This window comes from Pseudoflavonifractor phocaeensis (assembly GCF_038439875.1).
Classification (GTDB): domain Bacteria; phylum Bacillota; class Clostridia; order Oscillospirales; family Oscillospiraceae; genus Vermiculatibacterium.
In genome coordinates this window covers 136232-154247 of record NZ_JBCDMT010000006.1, presented here as the reverse complement: position 1 = coordinate 154247, position 18016 = coordinate 136232, and the positions used below count along the sequence as shown (strand labels likewise).

Here is an 18016-nt window from a genome sequence, read left to right as displayed (position 1 = left end):
GGGTGTATGGACTTACTGCTCGATGAACTGGACGTTGACGTTCTCGCAGCCCAGGCCGGTGGGAGTCTCGGCGTCGGTGTCCTTCTTCAGGGTGATGGAACCGTTGGCCAGGCTCTCGTACAGGGCGTCGTAATCAGCCTGGCTGAAGCTGGCCCACTTGGAGGTGTCCATGGGGAGGCCCACGGCGTTGTCGGCGGCACCCAGGGTCAAGTTCTGGCCGCCGGGGAACTCGCCGGCGTAGTAAGCGTCCAACATCTGGGCCACGGACTCGGCCAGGCCCTTCATGGCGGAGGAGATGACGGTGCTGGACTCAGCGGACTGGTCCACGTCCACGCCGATGACCTTGCCGTTGTTCTGCTCGGCGGCGGCCATGGCGGAGTTGCCCACGGAACCGCCGCAGGCGAAGATGACCTCGGTGCCGGCCTTGTACCAGCCGGCGGCCATGGCCTGAGCCTCGGGGGTGGCGTCGAAGCCGCCGGTGTAGTTGTACATCATGTCCACCTTCACGCCCAGTTCGGCGGCAGCGGCCTCAGCGCCCTGGACGAAGCCGTAGCCGTAGCGGACCACGGCGGGGACGGCCTGGCCGCCCAGGAAGCCCAGCTTGGTGTTGCCGTCCTTGACGGCGGCGTAACCGGCCAGGTAGCCCACCTGCTCCTCGGAGAAGAGGATGCCCACGGTGTTGGCCGCGGTCTTATAAGTAGAGTAGTCGGCGTTGTGGGGGTTGCCGTCGATGAGGATGAAGGCAACGTCGGGATACTTGTCCTGGACGTTGTAGATGGGCTCCTCAAACAGGAAGCCGGGGGTGACGATGATCTTGTGGCCGTCGTTGATGGCCTGCTCGATCATGGCGGTGTAAGCGTCGGTAGTGGCCTCCACGGGCTTATAGTACTGATAATCCTCGCCCTCGGTGCCGCGGCCGTTGGCGGCGCACCAAGCCTTGATGCCCTCCCAGGTGCCCTGGTTGAAGGACTTGTCGTTGATGTCGCCCTTATCGGTGATCATGGCGATGGTGGCCTCGGGATCGCTCACCAGAGCGGCGGCGGGAGTCTCGCTCTCCACAGCGGTGCTTTCCACGGGAGGCTCAGAGGGAGCCACGCTCTCGCTCTCCTTCGTCTCGCCGCCGCAGGCGGCGAGGGCCAGCATCATGGAGCCGGACAGGAGCAGCGCAAGGAGCTTGTTCGTCTTCTTCATTTCAGTACATACCTTCCTTTCATATCAATGTCCGGGCTGACAGAGACCTTGATGAGCCTATATCTACCCGGACGGTTCGTTTTTATTATAGCGTGTCCGGCCAAAAAGCGCAATAAGTTTTTGCGATATGACATATATTTTTTACAAAATTGTTAACTCAGTTCACACATTAGCAATATTTAAAGAGGAGGCGGGCAGCGCCCGCCTCCTCTTTAAAATCAGTACCCCTCGGGGTGCTCGTTCTTCGCCAGTTTCACCACGGCGGAAGTGCCCAGCCGGTCGGCATTTCCCAAAGAGCGCGCCGCGCTCTTTGGGAACCCTTTCAGATTTCACATGCTCGGTCGGAATGAATCCTCCCTGCGCAATTCTTCGCTCCGCTCCGAATTTACGGCGCGCCGCCCCGCCCCAGGCGGGGCCCCCTGAACGCCGACCTGTCGGCCGCTCAGTATCCCTCGGGGTGCTCGTTCTTCGCCAGTTTCACCACGGCGGAAGTGCCCAGCCGGTCGGCTCCCAGGTTGATGAAGTCCTCGGCGTCCTGGAGGGTGCGGATGCCGCCGGCGGCCTTCACCTTGACGCCCGGGCCGATATGCTCCTTAAAGAGCTTCACGTCCTCCCGGGTGGCGCCGCCGGTGGAGAAACCGGTGGAGGTCTTGATGTAGTCGGCCCCCGAGGCGGTGACGATCTCGCACATCTTGACTTTCTCCTCCTCGGTCAGGAGGCAGGCCTCCACGATGACCTTGAGGATACGGCCCTGACAGCTGGCCTTGATGGCCTTGATCTCGGCCAAAAGGTCGTCCCACCGCCGGTCCTTCACCCAGCCGATGTTGATGACCATGTCGATCTCGTCGGCCCCGTTGCGGATGGCGTCCTCGGTCTCAAAGACCTTGACGGCGGTGGTGGAGTAGCCGTTGGGGAAACCGATGACGGTGCAGATTTTCAGACGGTCCCCCAGGTAGTCCCCGGCCTGCTTGACAAACCCGGCGGGGATGCAAACGCTGGCACAGTTGAATTTCAGTCCGTCGTCACAGACCTCTCTGATCTGCTCCCAGGTGCTCTCCTGCTTCAAAAGAGTGTGGTCGCACCGGCTCAGGATCTCACTCAGCTCCATATTCCATTCCTTCCTTTCATACCCATCAAAAATAGGCTCACGCTTATTATATGGCCACCAGCTCGTACCGGCGGCTGCCCAGGCCGATCTTTTCGGCGTGGGCCAGGCAGCTCTCCCACTCGGTGCCCTCGGTGGTGTTGACGAAGTGGTCGTGCTGGTCCACGAAGCCCTCCTCCGCCATCCGGCGGGCCAGCTGGCCGCCGGGCAGGGGCTCCTGCCCCAGACAGGCGTCGGCGCAGGCCTGGTCCAGCGCCACCGGGTCGAAGGAGGCGAACATCCCCACGTCGGGGAGGATGGGCACGTCGTTCTCCCCGTGGCAGTCGCAGTTGGGGGAGATGTCCCGCACCAGGCTGATGTGGAAGCAGGGCCGCCCATCCACCACCGCCTTGGTGTACTCCGCCATCTTGCGGTTGAGCATCTGGACGCTGTCGCCGCTGGGATTGTGGATGGCGTCGAAGTTGCACACCCCGATGCACCGGCCGCAGCCCACGCACTTGTCCTGGTCGATAAGGGCCTTTCCATCGGCCCCGTAAGTGATGGCGTCCTGGCCGCAGTGCTTGGCGCAGGCCCGGCAGCCCACGCACCGCTTGGCTTTCACCACGGGCTTGCCCGCGTTGTGCTGCTCCATCTTCCCGGCCCGGCTGCCGCAGCCCATGCCGATATTTTTGATGGCGCCGCCGAAACCGGTCTGCTCGTGGCCCTTGAAGTGGGTCAGGGAGATGAACACGTCGGCGTCCATAATGGCCCGGCCGATCTTGGCCGCCTTGACATACTCGCCGCCCCGGACGGGCACCTCCACGTCGTCGGTGCCCCGCAGGCCGTCGCCGATCAAGATCTGGCAGCCGGTGGACAGGGGGGAAAAGCCGTTTTCATAGGCGGCGTCCAGGTGCTCCAGGGCGTTCTTCCGCCGTCCGGCGTAGAGGGTGTTGCAGTCGGAGAGGAAGGGCACGCCCCCCTTGTCCTTCACGAAGTCGGCCACCACCTTGGCGTAGTTGGGCCGCAGGAAGGACAGGTTCCCGGGCTCGCCGAAGTGCATCTTGATGCACACCAGCTTCCGGTCCAAATCCAGCTCCCCCAGCCCGGCCTTCTCAATGAGGCGGCGCAGCTTCTGGAGCTGGCTGGTGCCCACGGGCACGTGAAAATCAGTAAAATAAACTTGGGAAGGGTTCATCTCATTCTGCCTCCTTTTTGATCGCTTCATACCGCCAGGCTTCGCCGTCCCAGGTCCGGGACACCGCTCCCAGCGCCTCCAGCCGGTCCAGATGGGCCTGGCACTCCCCCACGGCAAACCACTTCTGGGCCAGGGGGAACTCCGCCCAGTTTCTTGCCTTGATCTTCCAGCGGATCCGGCCCGCCAGGCCGTAGGCCGTGCTCCCCGGCGCCCCCCGGACCACGTCCAGGGTCTCGGCCAGCCGTTGGGCGTGGTGGGCCTTCAGCTGGGCTGTCCGCCCGGCCAGATCGCCTCCGGCCCGGTGCCCGGGCAGGGCCCGCCAGCCGGCAAAGGGGGCCATTTTGTCCAGGCTCTCCAGGTAACTCCCCAGGGCGTCGGGGAGCTCGGGCCAGTCGGTGATGTTGGGTGTGATGTCAAAGAGGACATGGTCCCCGGTGAAAAGGACCTTCTCCTCCCGCAGGGCAAAGCACAGATGCCCCGGCGTATGGCCGGGGGTAAGGACAGCCTCCAGGGTGCGGCCGCCGTATGTAAGGGTGTCCCCCTCATCCAAAGCCGCGTACTGTCCGCAGGGGGCGGGGGCCATGGACTGGGCGGGGTTGTCGGTGTGGAGCCGGGCCACTTCCCCGGGCGGAAAGCCCATCTTCAAGAACCGGCTGCCGTCGTCCTCTTTCCAGGTCTCGCTGTGGGCCAGATAGGGCAGATCCACCCGCCCCACATAGATCCTCCGCCCCGCCCCGATCAAATCGGGGGCCAGACCGGAGTGGTCGGAGTGGAGGTGGGTCAGGAGGATGTCGGTCTCCTCTTGCCGGGCCCCCAGTTCCGCCAGGGCCCCGCAGAGGGCCCGCCTGCACTCAGGCATGCGGAAGCCGGTGTCGATCAGCAGATTTTCTCCGTTTCCCCGGATGAAGTAGCTGTTCAGTTCCTTCAGCGGGTTCCCCGGCAGAGGGACCGGGATGCGCCAAAGGCCGGGTAAAAGTTCTTCCATCATGCCCCTCCCGCCATCTTCCGTTCCCCCCGCAGGGAGAAAAGGCTAAAACAAAACAGCAGGATCCCGGCGCACACCAGGGCGGCCTTCCGCCCCAGAACGCCGCAGGTCAGGGCGCCCAGGGCGGCTCCCGCGATGAAGATCACGATGATGCCGTAATAGCACAGCGCGCTCTCCCCCGCCTCCTTGTCCTTCCCCCGGCGGAAGTGGAACAGCGACTCGGTGCCGCTCCTCAGATTCCCGGTGCACATAGTGGAGGCGAAGGCGTTGCCCCGGACCCGCCGGAAGCTCTCCACCTGCATGGCGCAGGTGAAGGCCACCAGCACGTTGGCCAGCATATCCAGCGTCTCGGGCAGGAAGGCCACGGCGGCCACGATCACCGTCTCGGCCCCCAGGGTGAGCTGCCGCCAGTGGACATTGGGGTGGTCCCGAAACCTGTCCCGGGCCGCCTCAGAGGTCCACACTCCCAGGGCGAAGGCGAGGATGGGCACCAGGTAGGTCAGCGCCCCGGCATACTCCCCCTGGATCAGCCGGATCCCCAGCAGCACCATGTTCCCCGTCTCGGCGTTGGCGAATACGCCCCCACGGACCAGGTAGGAATAGGCGTCTAAAAAGCCTCCCGCCACCGCCAGGGCGGCGGCCAGGAGGAAGGTTTCCGCCGCTTCCTCGTGAGTGAGCTTTTTCACCGCTGTCAGATGCCCAGACCCAGCCCGCCGGTGATGCCCTTCATGGAGTTGGCCGCGTCGGCCTCGGCGGCGCGCATGGCCTCGTTGACGGCGGCCGCCACCATGTCCTGGAGCATCTCCACGTCGTCGGGGTCCACGGCCTCGGGGTCGATGGTGATGGAGACCACCTCGTGCTGGCCGTTGACCTCGGCGGAGACCACGCCGCCGCCCGCGGCGGCGATATAGGTCTTATTGGCCAGCTCTTCCTGCATCTTGGCCATGTCCTGCTGCATCTTCTGGACCTGCTTCATCATGTTCATGTTCATACCGCCGCCCATGCCGCCGAAGCCGCCGCGGCTGTTGAATCCCTTTGCCATATCAAATCCGCTCCTTATTCCTCAATGATGATATTGTCAAACTGCTCCCCCAGGGCCAGCAGCTCGTCCAGCTTGTCACCCCCGCCGGCGGGCGCCGCCGTTACCGGGGCGGGCGGGGCGCCGATGGTCACCACCACCCGGTAGGGTCCGCCGGGCAGCAGCTTGGCCGCGTTTTCCACCGCCGCCAGGATCCCCGGCTTGGAGATCATGTTCTTTACAAAATCACTCTGGGCCCACAGGGTCAGGATAGGGCCGTCCGCCGTCCCCTTCACCATGGCCGGGTTGGAGAGGAAGCTGTACTCCCCCATGGGCACCCTACCCTTCAGCCCCGCCACCAGGCCGGGCCAGAAGTCCCCCAGCGCCGCTCCGGACGGGGGGACAGGCTGGGGCGCCGGGGCCATTGAGGCCGGCGGGGCCACGGGCACCGCCGGTTCCTCCGGCGCGGGGGCCGGTTCGGAGGGCTCGGGCATCCGCTCCGCCGCCGCGGGAGGGGGCTCCATGTCCCAGGGGGGCAGGTCTCCCCCCGCCAGGGGCTCCGGCTCCCGCGCCTCTGCCGGAGCGGGCCGGGCCGGGGCCGCCTGGGGGGCCCGGGGAGCGGCCGACGCGGGCCGGGCGGCAGCCGCCGGGACGCCGCCCGCCACAAGCTCCTCCAGCCGGGCCAGCCGGGCATTGAGCCCCGCCGCCGATTCGTCCAGGGTCGCGTCACACAGCCGGATGAGGCACAGCTCCGCGTCCACCCGCCGGTTGGCGCTGCGGCCCAGATCGGCGGAGGCGGCCTGAAGCCGTCCCAACACCTGGGCCAGCCGGGGAGCGGTGAGGACCTGGTCCAGGCCCCGAAGGGTAGTCTCGTCGTAGCCGCCCGTCAGCAGGGCCGCCCCGCCCTTGGGGGCGGTCTTGCGGATGAGCAGGTCCCGGGCCAGGGAGGCCAGCTCGTTCAAGAGGCTCCCCACGTCCTTGCCCGCGGAATAGAGCCGGTCCAGCCGCTCCAGGGCGGCCCCGGCGTCGTTCCCGGCGATCTCCCCCATGAGGGCGGCGGTCTCCACGTTCCCCGCCAGCCCCAGGGCGTCCAGGATCTCCTGCTCCCCCAGCTCTCCCGCGCCGGTGCCGGTGGCGCACTGGTCCAGCAGGGACAGGGCGTCCCGCATCCCACCGTCGGCCAGCCGGGCCAGGAGGTTGGCCCCGTCGGAGGTGAGGGGGATCTTCTCCTCCCCCGCCACGTACTTCAGCCGACCGGCCAGGTCCAGGGGGGAGATGCGCTTGAAGGCGAACTGCTGGCACCGGGACTTGATGGTGGCGGGCACCTTGTGGAGCTCGGTGGTGGCCAGGATGAACATCAAATGCTCCGGCGGCTCCTCCAGGATCTTCAGCAGGGCGTTGAAGGCGGCGGTGGAGAGCATATGGACCTCGTCCACGATGTACACCCGCTTGCGGACCGCCGCCGGGGAGTAGACCGCCTCGTCCCGGAGGGCCCGGACCTGGTCCACGCCGTTGTTGGAGGCGGCGTCCAGCTCCAGCACGTCCAGGATAGCGCCGCTCTCGATGCCCCTGCAGGCATCACACTCGTTGCAGGGGTTGCCGTCCACCGGGTGGAGGCAGTTCACCGCCCGGGCCAGGATCTTGGCGCAAGTGGTCTTTCCCGTCCCCCGGGTGCCCGTGAACAGGTAGGCGTGGGACAGCCGCCCCTCCTGGACCTGGCGCTTGAGGGTATCGGTAATGTGGCTCTGGCCCACCACGTCGTCGAACGTGCGGGGCCGCCATTTGCGGTAAAGGGCCTGATACATCATTTTTCACCTCATAGGAAATAGAAGGGGAAGAAAGGCAACGACCCTTCTCCCCCAGTTTCCGGCCCATGGCAAGACCGCGCACCGGCCTTTGAAGACCGCGCTATGTCCGTTACCCCGGCAGCCGGCTCAGGAACGGTACCCCCACGGCACACGCTCGGGCCCGCTTAGTGCTGCTCGGTTCCCCGCCTGACACGGTTCACGGGAGAGCGTTGCGTGGGACCGATCCTTCATCACTGCTTACCGGGGTCAGACGACACAGCGCGATTCCGGGGGCCGGGATTCATCCCTGCTGTAGCGGATTGCAGGCATAGGGCACCGCTGACTCCCCGACTAGCGCGGCCTTGCCTCAGGCCGGCGTACCAAGACGGGCCATAGACAGGCTAAGATGGAGTTATCATACAACATTTCCGCCGGATTATCAACTGTTGAAACTCATTTTTTTGAAAAAGCTCTTTACATCGCAAAAAAAGATTGTTATAATGTCATGGTGTTCATTTGCGCATGGGCCCGTAGCTCAGCTGGGAGAGCGTTCGGTTCGCATCCGAGAGGTCGACGGTTCGATCCCGTTCGGGTCCACCAAAAAGGAAGACATTCCATCAGGAATGTCTTCCTTTTTTTGCGCGTTCTCACAGCCGATCCGCCCAAAAAGGACTTTCTCGTTCTGTCCTTGCAATATCGGTGAGAAGATGCTATATTTGAATGGACTGGAATGGTATTTGGCAGACGGATCTCCGGGTACTGGTACAGCGATTTCTTTTCGCCTTATTAGTCTGTATATGATCCCAGTTTTGAGCCGGAATGCCGCCGGATTAAAAAATCCTTAGAAATCTTGCGGAACCGCCGTTCTTCCACAGCCCGGCAGAGAAATACGGCAGGAATGGAGATGGAACGATGCGCAAAGCGAAGGAGAAAAGCACGCGGCCGTGGTGGGGCTCGGTCCTGATCCTTCTGGCCGCCTCCGCGGTTTTGGGGGGCGGCTTTTGGCTGTACCATCAAAGCCTTGAGCAGGCGGTCTACTCCACGACGCTCTCTTTCATGCAGCAGATCGCGGATCACGACCATTTGAATATCGTCAATCAGATAGACAGCAAGAAAGAGTATCTTCAAGCCCTGCTCAGCCGCATCGAAGCCACGCGGAACAGCCAGATCGAGGATGTGGTTTACAGCCTGGGCGTGGAAGCACAGGCCACTTCTTTTGACACGCTCTATCTGGTCACCGCCGACGGCGAGGTGTACGACAGTTCCTTCCTGAAAACCTCGCTTCAGAGCATGCCCTGGGCTAGGGCGTTCCTGGAGTCCGACAGCAGCTTTGTGACCAGATATGACGAAGCCGGCCGGGAGCGGTGGGGCGAGTTTCTCGTCTACGGCGTACACGCGGCGGCCCCCATCTCCTGCGGTGGGAAAGAGGTCAGCGGCGCGGTCGGCCTGGTCCCCATCGCCGAGATCGCCGACCAGATGAGGCTGGAAAGCTTTGACGGGCAGGGCGCCGCCATCGTCATGCAGCGGTCCGGCGATATTATCACGGCCAGCCGGCAGTACAGCATGACGGCCAACAACTTCCTGGCTCCTCTGTCGAAGGCCCAGTTCAAAAACGGCGGCTCCCTGGAGGCCTGCCGGCGGGCGGTGGAACAGGGGGAGAGCCTGTTTGTCGAGTACACCCTGAACGGCGGCTCCTACTACGCGCTGTTCCAATCCCTGGACCACCACGACGGAAACGACTGGTATCTGGTGGTGCGCGTCTCCACACAGGTGACGGCGGACCAGGTGAAGGCCCTTGTCTCCCGCTCCATCCCCTTTTTCCTGGTGTTGGGAGGACTGGTTCTCGCCATCGCGTATTTCATCTACCACAGCGTGAACTCGGTCAAGGTGGCCCAGGCCTCCAGGCAGGCCCAGGCCATATTCCTGGCCAACATGAGCCACGAGATCCGCACGCCGCTCAACGGCATCGTGGGTCTGCAATACCTCATGCGCCACCACCTGGACGACAGGGAAAAGCTGGAGGAATACCTGACCAAGGCGGAGGTGTCCGCGTCCTACCTGCAAAGCGTGATTACCGACGTTCTGGATATGTCCAAGATCGAAAGCGGACAGCTCGAGCTCTACCGCAGCGAGATGGATCTGTCCAAACTCATCGAGGAGGTAAGGATCCTGCTGGAGAATCAGACGGAGCAGAAAGGGCTGTGCTTCAGCATAGACTGCCGGGAGCTGACGGAGCCCTTCGTATGGGGGGATCCGCTGCGCCTCAAGCAGATCTTGACAAATCTGCTGGGCAACGCGGTGAAGTTCACCCCCGAAGGGGGCTCGGTCACCCTGACCGTCCGGCAGACACCGTCCGACGGCGTGGCCCAAACCACGTTTCAGGTGGCCGATACCGGCTGCGGCATGAGCCAGGATTTTTTGGAGCGGATCTGGCTGCCCTTTGAGCAGGAGCGGCGGATCGCCTCCCAAAACGGGACGGGGCTGGGAACGACCCTCAGCAAGACCCTGGTGGAAAAGATGGGCGGCTCCATATCGGTGGAAAGCCAGCCGGGAAAGGGAACGGTGTTCACCTTTTCCATCCCCTTCCCCATGGCAGCTCCGCCCGGGGAAGCGGGCGCGTCAAGCGAGCCGGAGGAAACGGCGGAGACCCTGGCGGGAAAACGCGCCCTGGTGGTGGAGGACAATGAGATCAACCGGATGATCGTCGTGTCCATCCTGGAGGGCCGGGGCTGTGAGCTGACGGAGGCCTGCGACGGGCAGGAGGCCCTTGCCGCCTTTGAAAACAGCCCGCCGGGACATTTCGACCTGATCCTGATGGATATCCAGATGCCGGTGATGGACGGGTATGAGGCCACCCGGCGCATCCGGGCCCTGCCCCGGCCCGACGCCGCGGCGGTGCCGATCATCGCCATGACGGCCAACGCCTTCCGGGAGGACATCGAGCGGGCGCTGGCCGCGGGCATGAACGACGTAGTGACAAAGCCGCTGGACATGAAGCTGCTGCTCCAGAAAATCGAGCGGGTCAGAGACCGGGAGGACGAATCATGAAGAAAAGCCGCCTGTTTCGCGCCCTGTTCGCCGCCTCGCTGTGCCTCTGCCTCACCGGCTGCCGGACAGACGCGCCCATAGGACCGGAAAAATTGACCCTCATTATAAAAACGCCGCCCATCAGCCTTGGAAACGTGCCAGGCGTGGGAGAGGCGGAGGCCGCCGACCTGCTTACGGCGGCGGCGGAACGTTTTCAGGCGCAATATGATACATATGACGTGGAGTTTGTCGTCAGCCGCTATGACTATCTGGACGAGCAGGCGCAGCTGGCGGACAAATATGGGACGGCGGAGGCCGCCGACCTGTTCTTCTCCGGCTCCTGGAACACGCCGCTGTACGCCAAGCGTGGCTGGCTGGTCCCGTTGGACGACATCATTGACGACGAGCTGCGCGCGGATATCAATCCGTCGATCTGGATGCAGAATTCCATCGGCGGCCAGGTCTACACTATGCCCTTCCATCAGCTTCAAAACACCCTGATGGTGAACCGGGCGATGATGGAGGCGGCCGGTCTGGAGGAATATATTCCCCCAGACGACGCCATAGCCCATTGGACCACGGAGGAGTTCAGCCACATCTGCTGGACGCTGGCGGAGGCCCTCACCGATGAGAATACCTTCGCGTTTATGATGTATGCCGCCAATAGCCAAGGGGACAACCATATCATGACCCTGCTGCGGGCCTATGGCTGCCCGCTGTATGATGAGCACGGGAATTTCAAGGTGAACACACCGGAGGGGATCCAGGCCCTTGCCTGGATCAAGGACATGGACAAACAGGGGATTACGCCCAGGGGCGCGGAAAATTTGGAGCTGCTGGACTGTATCAACCTGTTTTACAACAGACAGCTGGCGATCTGCATCGGGAACCTGACCAACCTTTGGGACGCCCGCGCCAAGGGGCTGGACGTCTTTGCCGTGAATTTTCCCAGCCTGACCGGCGAGGGGTACTGCACCACGTCCGCCAATGGCTTCTGCGTGTTTGACAACGGCGACGAGCGAAAAATCCAGGCGGCCAAGGACTTTCTGCGCTTTATCTACACGGATGAGACGTTGATGCGGTATACCCTGGGCACCCTGCCGGTCAACGACTCCATCACCGAACAGTATCAGGACGAGATCTGGATGCTGAAAGCCTATGGAGAAAACACCTCCAATACGGTGGATAACATCCAGAACAATCTGAACTGGCAGGGTGTTCGGAACGTCTTTTATCCCCTGATCGGCGATCTGCTGGCGGGCACAAAATCCCCGGAACAGGCGGCGGTGGGCATCGACATGAACTGCAACGCCGCTTTGGAGCAGGGCCGCGCCGCCAACGGCTGAGGGCCTTGGCGAAATAGGTCCAAAAAACAGGATCGGAAACGGTGGGTGCAGGCATGAAAAGCGATGTGATCCAATATGAGCGGATCTACCACCTGCTGAAAAGCAGGATCGAGTACGGCATCCTCCCGGTGGGCGCCGCGCTGCCCGGGCGGTCCATCCTGTGCAGGGAGCTGGGAACGTCGGAGCGGACCCTCCGGCACGCGCTGGAGCTGCTGGCGCAGGACGGATATCTGGACATCTCCCCCAGAAAGCGGCCTGTCGTGGTCTCCGCCTTCGCCGCGCCGGAGGGCCGGGCGCTGCTGCACACAAAAAAGGCGGACGCCGCCCGGGTCAACGACCTGCTGCAGACAAGCGTCCTCTTGTGCTATCCGATCTACATGAGCGGCCTGCGCCGGTGCGCCGGCGGGGACTGGCGCACTCCGGAGGCCCTGCTCGCCCAAATGGATCCAAACCGGCCGGAGGAATTCTGGCAGCTCTCCAGCCGGCTGGGGCGCTTTTTCATCGCGAGGAATGAGAACGAACTGCTCCTGCGGGCCGTGGACAGCCTGGGCTTCCGAGGAAAAGAGCCCCCTCCCGGCCCGCTGGAGGACAGGGTCCGGTACCGAGAGAATATTGAACGGCTGCTCCAGACGGTCAAGGCCGGGGGCGAGCCGGAACAGGCACAGTTTGCGCCCATCCTCGCCCAATACCGGGCGATCGCGGAGCAGGCGGGTGAGTTCCAGTTCCTCCAGGCCCTCTCCCCCTGCCCCTTGCTGGCGGAGGCGGACGGCCCGGGCCAGCAGCTCAGCCTGGCCCAGGAGCGGTACTCCACGGTCTGCCTGGATCTGCTGGGGCTCATCGCCATCGGCCGCTATCAGCCCGGCGACCGCCTGCCCACCCACGACCAGCTCCAGGAAATCTACGGCGTCAGCCGGGACACCACCGTCAAAGCCATCCGCATGCTGCGCCGCTGGGGCGTGGTGACCGCCGCGCCCCGGCGGGGCATCTCGGTGGTAATGGATCTGGACGGGCTGAAAAAGATCCAGATCACGCCGGAGTCCATCGCCTGCCACGTGCGGCGGTATCTGGACAGTCTGGAGCTGCTGTCCCTGACGGTGGAACGGGTCGCCGCCCACGCCGGGGCCCGGGCGGAGACAAAAGAGGCCCGGCAGCTCCGGGGAGTCCTCCTCAGGCAGCTGGAGCAGCCCTGTGAGCACCAGCTGATCCCGCGCACACTGCTGGATTTCATCGCTGAGCATATCCAATATGACGCCCTGCGGGCGATCTATGGGATCCTGGCCCGAAATTTCAGCATCGGCCGCGGTATTCCAAAGCTGGTCAGCCCGGACAAAAATCCACAAAACAGCGAGATCTACCGGCAGTGCATCGAGGCCGCCGAGATCCTCTCCGGCGGCGACGCCCCCCGGTTCGCCAAAGCGGCGGCGGATATGTTCGCGCAGGTCCGGGGCCTGATCGTCACGGCCTGCCGGCAGCTGGGCTACTGGGACGCCGCGATGCGGGTGTACGACGGGACGGCTCTTTGGAAATGACGCCCCCGCCGGGACGGGACAGGAAACTGACATACAGCCGCCGGTCAACTCCGGGGCTCCCTCTTTGCCGAAAGGAAGGCCGAGCATCGTTATGAAAAGGAACCGAGAAAAGAAGAAAAGCGGCAAATGGGAAATCTCCTTTGCCCCCATCTCCCGATACAGCGCGGTATTCTGCGCGCTGATCTTCCTCATCGTCCTCCTGGGCGGCGGCATCCTCTCCATCAGCCGGATGCGGGCGGACGCCAGGGCCTCTCTCGCCGCGAGCCACGCGCAGATCTCCCAGCGGGTCGCGGGGGCGGTGGACCTGTTGGAATCCCTGGCTGGCCTCCCGGAGTTTTACGACCCGGAGCTCCCGCCCATCGACAAGGTAAAAAAGCTGGACCAGATGAGCCCCCACTTCGGGTACATGATGCTCTGCTACGTGGATTCCAACATCATCGTCTACTCCGACGGCTCCGAACCGGCAAGCCTCGCCAGCCGGGACTACATGCAGCAGTTGTTTTCCACCGGGCGGCGGCAGGTGACGGACAGCTTTGCCGCGGGGGCGGACGGGGCGACGCTGAACTACACGGTGGCGGTGCCGCTGTTTGACGAGGATGGAACCATCACCGGGTGTCTATTCTGCGCCATTTACTTTGACGAGGCCGTGCAAATCCTGAAAGCGTCGGCGGGTACCAACGGCGCGGAGGCGACATTGATCGGCTCCCAGGGACAGGTCATGTCTTCCACGGTGGGGTTTCCCTACGGGGATTCCATCATGGATGTCTTTCGAAACGGCGTGCTGTTCGGCACCACGGCGGATCAGCTGGAGGAACACCTGCTGGCCGCCCAGCCCGGCGCCTTTTGGAGCTTCCGGGACGGCAGCTTGTACTATACCGTCTACCAGCGGGTGGAGTACACGGGCTGGGATATCATATGCTCGGTCAACTTCGGGAGCACTTTTTCGGAGATCCTTCCGGCGCTGCTGCTGGTGTCCGGCCTGACAATCCTGTCCTGCCTCTGCCTGCTGTGGTTCGTGCGCCGTTACATCGCCGACCAGATGCGGGTCGTGGACACCCTGGTCCATTCGGTGGAGGAGCTGGAGCGGCGGGTCTACCAGGACGAGCGGCCCGAGAATGTGGACTTTCAGGAGGTTCTGCGCCTGACCAGCACAGGCCTGTCCGACAGCCTGACCGGCGTGGTCACCCGCTCGGTCTTTTTGAACCAGGCCTCCTCCCTTCTGAAAAAGGCGGACCCACAGCTGGTCCAAGCCCTGTGCTTTATTGACATGGACAATCTGAAGTATATCAACGACAGCTGCGGCCACGCCGGCGGCGACATCGCGCTGAAAAGCCTGGGATACATCCTCCGGGAATATGAGAAAAAATACGACGGTGTGGTGGGCCGGTACGGCGGAGACGAGTTCGTCCTGCTGCTGACCAGCCTGGACAATGAGGCGGAGCTGCGGGGTGTGCTGGACGAGCTTGTCCTCCGCCTCCAGACCAGCGTCCAGTCGGGAGGACAGAGCATCCCGGTCCAGTGCAGCATCGGCGTATCCATCTACCAGCCGGGAGCGGAGCTGGAGCAGATGATCGCAGACGCGGACGAGGCCCTTTACTACGTGAAGCAAAACGGGAAAGGGTATTACCATATCCACAAGAAGTGAGGGGCCTATGAACAGACACACTCCACGGCGGGCAGCCTGTTTCGCCGTCATACTGCTGATCCTCGCCGCGGCCTCGGCGGTGGGGCTTGGCCTACGGAGCTCCATTCTGGAGATCCGTCAAAGAGAAGCTGAAAACGTCTTGTTTTACTATCGGGAAAAGATCCTTCTTCAGATGGGGGGGACCATGAACGAGGCCGGTTCCCTGGCGCAGACGGCATATGTGATGGAAAAGGAGCAGCCGGGCTCCCTCGACTGGTTCGACCACGCGGCCGAGCCGCTGCTGGAGCGGGAGGAGGTCCGCTTCGCCTACCTGTTCGCCGGGGACACCATGGTAAGCGCCCTGCCCCGGGACAGCTTTGGACAGCTGGTCGGGCGGGACATGCAGGATTTCTCCTACATATTCACCTTGGCCAAGGTCGTCAAGGAGTTGGTGGTCGAAGGGCCCGTCGTATTGGAGAGTGCCCCCGGACAGGAGGTATTCCTGTTTCTGCAGCCCATTGTGGAGGAGAACGCCTATCTGGGCCAGGTGGCCGTGGCGGTAGACCGGGACTATGTTCTGGAGGAGCTCGGGCTGGCGGAGCTGTACGCACAGGGGTATGACTACGAGCTGTGGCGCGTGGAGCCGCAGAATGGAAACAAGGAGGTCATCGCAAGCTCCCGGTCAGACACCGATTTCTCCCAGGCGAAAAAAACGGTGTTCTATCTTCCGACCCAATGGACCCTCAGCATCCAACCGTCGGCGGGATGGCTCGATTCGGGGCAGACAATGGGCCTGATCCTGGTGAGCACGCTGCTGGCCGTCCTCCTGCTGGCGATGGCGTACCTGCTGTACAAAAACGCCGCGCAAAAACGGGCGCTGCGTCTGACGGACCAGAAGGACGCGGACACGGGCCTGTACAACCGCAGGGGATTTACGGCCGCTCTGGACGGCTGGCCCTCCGCCGGCGGCCGCCCCGTCATGCTGTTTTACTACTCCATCGAGGGATATACGCAGGCCGCCCGCCTGATCGGCCCGGATGCGGAGGCGGTTTTCCTGCGGAGCGTCCCGGCCCGGCTGGACGAGTATATCCACAGCCCTTTCCTGGCCGGGCGGCTGGACGCCGGGAGTTTTATCGTCGCGGTGCGGGAGGAGATGGACGAGCAGCAGCGGGAGGACTTCGCCAAGGGGCTGTCGCTGGAGCTCTTATTGCAGGTGCGGATCGACGGAGAGAAGAGCTTTTTGATGGCCCGCTACCAGTATGCCGAATACCGGCCCGGCACCGACCGGGCGGCGGATGCCCTCGCCGGGCTGATCCGCGCCTATTACCTCCGTGTCGCCCAGGAATCCCCCGTGCGCAAGCTGACGGAAAAATGCAGGCAGCTCATCGAGGGAAGGGGCGACGTGGTCTTTGACGAGTACACGGACCTGGAAATGATGGAGCTTTCCAAGACCTTCAACCGGTACCGCAAGCAGGTGGAGCAGCTGGCCTATTCCGACCCGGTGTTCGCCGTGGGGAACCGGCCGAAATTTCTCCGGGATACCAATATGCTGATCTCTTACGACAAAAAGAGGCGGTTCAGCCTCTACTGCGTGGATATCTGCTCTTTCAGCCAGTATAACGAGCTGTTCAGCGCCGCCATCGGAGACGAGATCCTGCACGAGGTGCTGCGCCGGCTGTCACGCCCATTCGGTACTTACCTCTACCGCATCAACGGCGACGTGTTCCTGGGCGTATCCCTCTCCGACGAAAGCGCCCAGTCCTTTGCCAGCCGGCTTCAGGCCATGTTTCTCGCGCCCATCACGGTGGGCAGCCTCTCCTTCCCCCTGCAGATCCGCATCGCGGCCTGCCTGTACCCCGAACACGGTGAGACCCCCGGCGCTCTCCTGGACCATATCCAGTCCGCCCTGCGCTTCGCCAAGGAGTCGGACCGGACGGTGGCCATCTACAACGGACAGCTGGACGAGATGATCCGGACCGAGGGAGACATCCTGCGCCGGCTGAAGGACTCCATCCGGCAGAAGTCCCTGGAGGTCTGGTACCAGCCCATCATGCTGCTGGAAGACGGCCGGTACACCGCGGCGGAGGCCCTTGTGCGCCTGCCCAACGGCAAAGGCGGCCACTTCTCTGCGGGCCAGGTCATTTCCCTGGCCGAGCGCAACGGCATCGTGGAAGAGCTGGGCGACTATGTGCTCTCCCAGGCCTGCGCGTTTATGAAGGCCCATGGCGAGCGGCTGGGGCTCAAACGGATCGGGATCAACCTCTCCGTACAGCAGCTTCTGGTCGGCGCCAGCGCCGACCACCTGCTGGAGCTGATCCGCTCCAGCGGCCTGGACCCCCGCCGGGTCACTCTGGAGATCACGGAGAGCATCCTGATCCAGTCCATAGACCGGGCGGCCGAGGTCCTGGAAAAGCTGAGGCAGGCAGGCGTCCATATTGCGCTGGATGATTTCGGCGTGGGATACAGCAGCCTCAATTACCTGTCCAACCTTCCGGTGGACATCCTCAAAATCGACCGCTCCTTGACCCAGCAGATCTTAACGAGCCCCAAGCAATACGCGCTGCTCCACTCCATTGTGGAGATGGCGGCCATCAACGGGCTGCTGGTCGTAGCGGAGGGCGTGGAGACCCAGGCGGAGCAGGAGGCCATCGCCGCTTCCGGAGCACAGTATATTCAGGGCTATTACTACGCCCGGCCCATGCCCGAGGCGGAATTTGACCGTTTTATAAAGGAATAGCAAGAAGCGGGGCCGGATTGGACATCTCCTTTGAACGTCCAGTACGGCCCCGTTTCAAACAGAAAGATTTCTTTCCTAAAATATTTTTATTTTGCAGGAAAATCTTCTATCGGCTGCGCCCCAGTCATTTGGGGGTATTTTTTCCACCGGCCGTCAAATTATACAACGAAACCCCTATTGACAAAGCCATCTATTGTGATTATACTGAAAGCACAATCAAACAAAGTGTGACTCAGACTTATATAAGCCCATAATTGGTTGGGCGTCTCTACCAGCTACCGAAATAGCTGTGCTATAAGTCTCGAAGGGCGGTGATGCCTTTGGAGATAAAAGTACAGTTGGACGGCAGCTTTTTTGTTGCCCGCTCCAGAGACGGCCGGACCAAATCGAATAGCAGAGGACTTATATAGGCCCGTAATTGGTCGGGCGTCTCTACCAGCTGCCGTAACAGCTGCGCTATAAGTTCCCGGAGGAAAACCGGGAATACTTATGG

The 18016-nt window shown here is 62.9% G+C and carries 12 protein-coding genes, 1 tRNA gene, 1 other RNA gene and 2 riboswitches; of the genes, 6 read left to right on the top strand and 8 right to left on the bottom strand.

The window, feature by feature from the left end:
• Window positions 1-12: 12 nt before the first annotated feature.
• The 8 genes from AAEU42_RS12550 to ffs form a co-directional block, all read right to left on the bottom strand.
• Window positions 13-1191, bottom strand: a complete 1179-nt coding sequence (locus AAEU42_RS12550; RefSeq protein ID WP_342233908.1) for a BMP family lipoprotein — start codon at window positions 1189-1191, stop codon at window positions 13-15.
• 442 nt (window positions 1192-1633) lie between these two features.
• Entirely contained in the window at window positions 1634-2299 is a 666-nt protein-coding gene (deoC, locus tag AAEU42_RS12545) for a deoxyribose-phosphate aldolase (RefSeq protein WP_342233907.1), read from the bottom strand.
• A 46-nt stretch (window positions 2300-2345) separates the two neighbouring features.
• Window positions 2346-3470 carry a DUF362 domain-containing protein gene (locus AAEU42_RS12540; protein ID WP_342233906.1) on the bottom strand — a complete coding sequence of 375 codons (1125 nt, stop codon included), beginning with the start codon at window positions 3468-3470 and terminating at the stop codon, window positions 2346-2348.
• Window position 3471: 1 nt separating this feature from the next.
• A complete protein-coding gene (locus tag AAEU42_RS12535; RefSeq protein WP_342233905.1) occupies window positions 3472-4455 on the bottom strand; it encodes an MBL fold metallo-hydrolase in 984 nt (327 codons plus the stop codon).
• Window positions 4455-5141: a YoaK family protein gene (locus AAEU42_RS12530; RefSeq protein ID WP_342233904.1), complete on the bottom strand. Its 687-nt coding sequence runs from the start codon at window positions 5139-5141 to the stop codon at window positions 4455-4457. Before AAEU42_RS12530 ends, AAEU42_RS12535 begins: the two co-directional genes overlap by 1 nt.
• A 5-nt stretch (window positions 5142-5146) precedes the next feature.
• Window positions 5147-5497 carry a YbaB/EbfC family nucleoid-associated protein gene (locus AAEU42_RS12525; protein WP_342233903.1) on the bottom strand — a complete coding sequence of 117 codons (351 nt, stop codon included), beginning with the start codon at window positions 5495-5497 and terminating at the stop codon, window positions 5147-5149.
• Between the two features lie 14 nt (window positions 5498-5511).
• Window positions 5512-7281: a DNA polymerase III subunit gamma/tau gene (dnaX, locus tag AAEU42_RS12520; protein ID WP_342233902.1), complete on the bottom strand. Its 1770-nt coding sequence runs from the start codon at window positions 7279-7281 to the stop codon at window positions 5512-5514.
• Between the two features lie 74 nt (window positions 7282-7355).
• Window positions 7356-7620, bottom strand: an RNA gene (gene ffs, locus AAEU42_RS12515) — signal recognition particle sRNA large type.
• A 164-nt stretch (window positions 7621-7784) separates the two neighbouring features.
• On the opposite strand from ffs, the gene AAEU42_RS12510 reads away from it, so the two are divergent.
• The 6 genes from AAEU42_RS12510 to AAEU42_RS12485 all read left to right on the top strand — a co-directional run bounded on the left by AAEU42_RS12510 (window position 7785) and on the right by AAEU42_RS12485 (window position 17523).
• Window positions 7785-7860, top strand: a tRNA-Ala gene (locus tag AAEU42_RS12510).
• A 312-nt stretch (window positions 7861-8172) separates the two neighbouring features.
• Window positions 8173-10308, top strand: coding sequence for a hybrid sensor histidine kinase/response regulator (locus AAEU42_RS12505; RefSeq protein ID WP_342233901.1), 2136 nt, complete (start codon window positions 8173-8175; stop codon window positions 10306-10308).
• Complete coding sequence (locus AAEU42_RS12500; RefSeq protein ID WP_342233900.1) at window positions 10305-11633, top strand: ABC transporter substrate-binding protein; 1329 nt, start codon at window positions 10305-10307, stop codon at window positions 11631-11633. Before AAEU42_RS12505 ends, AAEU42_RS12500 begins: the two co-directional genes overlap by 4 nt.
• Window positions 11634-11686: 53 nt before the next feature.
• On the top strand, window positions 11687-13162 hold the full coding sequence (locus AAEU42_RS12495) for a GntR family transcriptional regulator (RefSeq protein ID WP_342233899.1): 1476 nt from the start codon (window positions 11687-11689) through the stop codon (window positions 13160-13162).
• Window positions 13163-13253: 91 nt separating this feature from the next.
• Window positions 13254-14807: a sensor domain-containing diguanylate cyclase gene (locus AAEU42_RS12490; protein WP_342233898.1), complete on the top strand. Its 1554-nt coding sequence runs from the start codon at window positions 13254-13256 to the stop codon at window positions 14805-14807.
• Between the two features lie 184 nt (window positions 14808-14991).
• Window positions 14992-17523, top strand: coding sequence for a putative bifunctional diguanylate cyclase/phosphodiesterase (locus AAEU42_RS12485; protein WP_342233897.1), 2532 nt, complete (start codon window positions 14992-14994; stop codon window positions 17521-17523).
• Window positions 17524-17741: 218 nt separating this feature from the next.
• Window positions 17742-17838: riboswitch (purine riboswitch) on the top strand.
• Between the two features lie 67 nt (window positions 17839-17905).
• Window positions 17906-18002: riboswitch (purine riboswitch) on the top strand.
• Window positions 18003-18016 lie beyond the last annotated feature (14 nt).

Coding starts and splice junctions, on each gene's coding strand:
- AAEU42_RS12550 (WP_342233908.1), bottom strand. CDS start 1,191: ATGAAGAAGACGAACAAGCTCCTTGCGCTGCTCCTGTCCGGCTCCATG.
- deoC (WP_342233907.1), bottom strand. CDS start 2,299: ATGGAGCTGAGTGAGATCCTGAGCCGGTGCGACCACACTCTTTTGAAG.
- AAEU42_RS12540 (WP_342233906.1), bottom strand. CDS start 3,470: ATGAACCCTTCCCAAGTTTATTTTACTGATTTTCACGTGCCCGTGGGC.
- AAEU42_RS12535 (WP_342233905.1), bottom strand. CDS start 4,455: ATGGAAGAACTTTTACCCGGCCTTTGGCGCATCCCGGTCCCTCTGCCG.
- AAEU42_RS12525 (WP_342233903.1), bottom strand. CDS start 5,497: ATGGCAAAGGGATTCAACAGCCGCGGCGGCTTCGGCGGCATGGGCGGC.
- dnaX (WP_342233902.1), bottom strand. CDS start 7,281: ATGATGTATCAGGCCCTTTACCGCAAATGGCGGCCCCGCACGTTCGAC.
- AAEU42_RS12505 (WP_342233901.1), top strand. CDS start 8,173: ATGCGCAAAGCGAAGGAGAAAAGCACGCGGCCGTGGTGGGGCTCGGTC.
- AAEU42_RS12500 (WP_342233900.1), top strand. CDS start 10,305: ATGAAGAAAAGCCGCCTGTTTCGCGCCCTGTTCGCCGCCTCGCTGTGC.
- AAEU42_RS12495 (WP_342233899.1), top strand. CDS start 11,687: ATGAAAAGCGATGTGATCCAATATGAGCGGATCTACCACCTGCTGAAA.
- AAEU42_RS12490 (WP_342233898.1), top strand. CDS start 13,254: ATGAAAAGGAACCGAGAAAAGAAGAAAAGCGGCAAATGGGAAATCTCC.
- AAEU42_RS12485 (WP_342233897.1), top strand. CDS start 14,992: ATGAACGAGGCCGGTTCCCTGGCGCAGACGGCATATGTGATGGAAAAG.